Below are 2,672 nucleotides of genomic sequence, written 5' to 3'. Positions count from 1 at the left end.
CGCCCGTCACTTTGTTTGCGGCATGTGCAACCCGCCGGCCCGCGCAGGCAAGGGCCGCGCCCAGGGTTCGATTCAGATGCACTGAGGCCATGGAGGTCTCGACCGAGGCCGGTCACGCGGCTTGCGCCGACAAGTCGAGTTGGCGGGTTTGTCTGGTGGTGATTGCCCGCGACGAAGCGGCGCATATAGAGCGGCTGCTGCGCAGCGTCGAACCCTGGGTGGACGAGATGCTGGTGCTCGACACCGGCTCGGTGGACGCCACGCCTGCGATCGCACAAGCCTGCGGCGCCCGGCTCGAACATTTTTCTTGGTGTGATGACTTTTCGGCCGCGCGCAATGCGGCGCTGGCCGCGGCCGCGGCCGACTGGCATCTGGTCCTCGATGCGGATGAATGGCTGATCGAGGGCGGCGGGTTGTTGCGCTCTTTAAAGCAGCTTCGCCCCAACTTTGTCGGCAGCATTGAGCTGATGGATCAGTTCGATGATGGCGAGATTCGCCATGCCCGCTCGCGCTTGTCGCGCGTCTTGCCAGGGCATGTGCGCTACGAGGGGCGCGTGCATGAGCAGCCTCAGCACCATCTACCGGTCAAGCCCTTGGCGCTGCAGGTCGGGCATGACGGCTATCTGCCCGAACGCTTGGAACTCAAGCGTGGGCGCAATGACGCCCTGCTCAAACAGGCTTTGCAGCACAAGCCGGCCGATGCCTATCTTTGGTACCAACTGGGCAAGAATTGTGCGGTCTATGACGACCATGCAGGCGCAGAGCAGGGCTTTGCTCGCGCTGCGCAACTGGGCGCGACGGCGCAGGGCTGGTGGATGGACCTGGTCGCACGCCGGCTGTTTGCCTTGAAGCAGTTGAAACAGCATGACGCGGCCATGCAGTTTGCCGAAAGCCAGTTGCAGAACTGTGCAGAGTCGCCGGACTTCTTTTTCGCGCTGGGCGATCTCTTGCTTGACTTGGCGGCCGACCAGCCCGATCAAGGCGAAGCGCTTTTGCCGATGATCGAAGACGCTTGGCGACGCTGTCTTGAGATTGGTGAGCGGCCCGATCTGAGTGGCGCGGTCCAGGGTCGCGGAAGTCATCTGGCCGCGCACAACCTGGCTTTGGTGCTGGAAGGAACCGGGCGGTCTGACGAGGCTCAGGCCTTGCGGCAGACCTACGCGCAGGCGTGACGGCGAACCTTAGCCCGGGGCGCCGTCCTTCACCCAATTCGCCACCATCAGCAAAGACATGCGGTTGAAGAACCACATGCCCTCGATGGCCCAGGGCGAGAACTTGCGCAGCACATTGCTCAGCGTGAAAGGCGTGCACCAGCAATTGTGGTCGGGGTGCACCACTTCGACAAAGGTCTGCGCGCCACTGCTGTAGTCGAAGTGGCGGCGAAAGCATCTGTAGGCATCGGGCACGGTGATAACGTACTAATCCGCGCCCAGTGCGTCGAGGTGGCGGAAAAAGCCCTCGACATCCGGCACATGCCCCAAGACCTCGGGCATCAGCACCAAATCGTAATGGTCCTTGACCTGAGGCCAATCGGAAAAGAGCCGCCCGCGCAAATGGGGCTGCATGCTGCTGAAGGCCTCATGGTTGATGCCGAAGCCATCGAGCTGGCACAGCGGGTCCAGGCGCAGATGCAAGGACTGGTTCAGGTCGGTGATGGGCCAGTCCACGCAGCCCACATGCAACACGCGTTTGCCTTCGCACATTGGGCCAAACACCTCCATGCGCGATTTGCCGACCAAGTCTTCGCCCACCCAAGTCTTTTGCACAAAGTAGGGGGCGTGCGCGTGCTCCAGCGCTGACACCGGCGTTTGCGGAACTTGCCTTGTCGTCATTCAGGCGACCTTTCGTTTGTGCAACTCGTCATAGCACTGCAAGGTGCTGCCCCAGGCCTGGTCAGCGAAGGGCAGGGCAGGGCCGCTGTACTGCGCGCCGCTGAAATGATTGGGAATGAAATAGTGGCTGGGCCAAATCGTCAGCCCGGCGTACTGGTGCATGCGGTGGCACTCGGTCAGGAACAGCGGGCCAACGCTTTGCCAGGCCATGCGGTCATCTACCCGCTCGGTGTTTTGCAGGTCAAGAATCATCTGGCCGAAAAAGGGGTTCTCAGGCACCGAGGCCACATAGCCTGCGGCAATCAGCCCTGGCCGGGCCAACTCGTTCTCCCAGCAGGCGCAGGCTTCGCCCTCGAACAACCAGGGCTCCAGCGGGCGGCGGCAAACGCTGTCGGCGTCCACCACAAAGCCACCCTCTTGGTAGAGGATCTCCCAGCGCATCAAATCGGCCACGCCATTGAGTTCGCGCCTAGACATATCGCGCATATGGCGGGCGTTGATCCAGCCATAGTCGCCCAATTCGGCGTTACCCCAGACCTTCAGCGTCCAGTCGGGGTTCTGCTCGCGCCAGGTGGCGATGCAGTTGTCGGGCCGCTTGCTCTCGTCGCCGATCCAGATCACATGCAGGGTGCGTGGAATCATCGACTTGCTCCACAGTAGAAACAGAGCTTGAATCTAAAGGGCTCCGCTGTTTTGCAAAGCGTGGATAAGACCTAGCTTCACTTCCTACATTCCTACAAGGAAAAAATGCCGTTTTTCCCTGAAAACAGGGGCCTGCCTGGGCAGGCAGATCTCGCCAGGGGCAGTGATGTAGGAATTTGCCTGACAGGCCCCGGAGAA

Annotated in this window: 4 protein-coding genes; 1 reads left to right on the top strand and 3 read right to left on the bottom strand. The window is 61.5% G+C overall.

What is annotated here, in order from left to right:
* Nucleotides 1-89 precede the first annotated feature (89 nt).
* A complete protein-coding gene (locus tag WG899_RS22250; RefSeq protein WP_339597822.1) occupies nucleotides 90-1,172 on the top strand; it encodes a glycosyltransferase in 1,083 nt (360 codons plus the stop codon).
* Nucleotides 1,173-1,181: 9 nt separating this feature from the next.
* On the opposite strand, the gene WG899_RS22245 is transcribed toward WG899_RS22250, so the two are convergent.
* The 3 genes from WG899_RS22245 to WG899_RS22235 are packed head-to-tail and all read right to left on the bottom strand — an operon-like array spanning nucleotide 1,182 to nucleotide 2,474.
* Nucleotides 1,182-1,406: a hypothetical protein gene (locus tag WG899_RS22245; RefSeq protein WP_339597821.1), complete on the bottom strand. Its 225-nt coding sequence runs from the start codon at nucleotides 1,404-1,406 to the stop codon at nucleotides 1,182-1,184.
* A gap of 12 nt (nucleotides 1,407-1,418) precedes the next feature.
* Nucleotides 1,419-1,832: a class I SAM-dependent methyltransferase gene (locus WG899_RS22240; protein ID WP_339597820.1), complete on the bottom strand. Its 414-nt coding sequence runs from the start codon at nucleotides 1,830-1,832 to the stop codon at nucleotides 1,419-1,421.
* On the bottom strand, nucleotides 1,833-2,474 hold the full coding sequence (locus WG899_RS22235) for a glycosyltransferase family 32 protein (RefSeq protein WP_339597819.1): 642 nt from the start codon (nucleotides 2,472-2,474) through the stop codon (nucleotides 1,833-1,835). It lies immediately after the preceding gene.
* Between the last annotated feature and the right edge of the window lie 198 nt (nucleotides 2,475-2,672).

Origin of the sequence: Paucibacter hankyongi (genome assembly GCF_037482915.1) — a bacterium.
GTDB classification, from domain to species: domain Bacteria; phylum Pseudomonadota; class Gammaproteobacteria; order Burkholderiales; family Burkholderiaceae_C; genus Paucibacter_A; species Paucibacter_A hankyongi.
Note: the sequence above shows the minus strand (reverse complement) of the source record. Positions and strands in the feature narration are given on the sequence as shown.

Excerpts from the sequence above, each read along its gene's own strand:
- WG899_RS22250 (WP_339597822.1), top strand. The coding sequence starts at position 90 with ATGGAGGTCTCGACCGAGGCCGGTCACGCGGCTTGCGCCGACAAGTCG.
- WG899_RS22240 (WP_339597820.1), bottom strand. The coding sequence starts at position 1,832 with ATGACGACAAGGCAAGTTCCGCAAACGCCGGTGTCAGCGCTGGAGCAC.
- WG899_RS22235 (WP_339597819.1), bottom strand. The coding sequence starts at position 2,474 with ATGATTCCACGCACCCTGCATGTGATCTGGATCGGCGACGAGAGCAAG.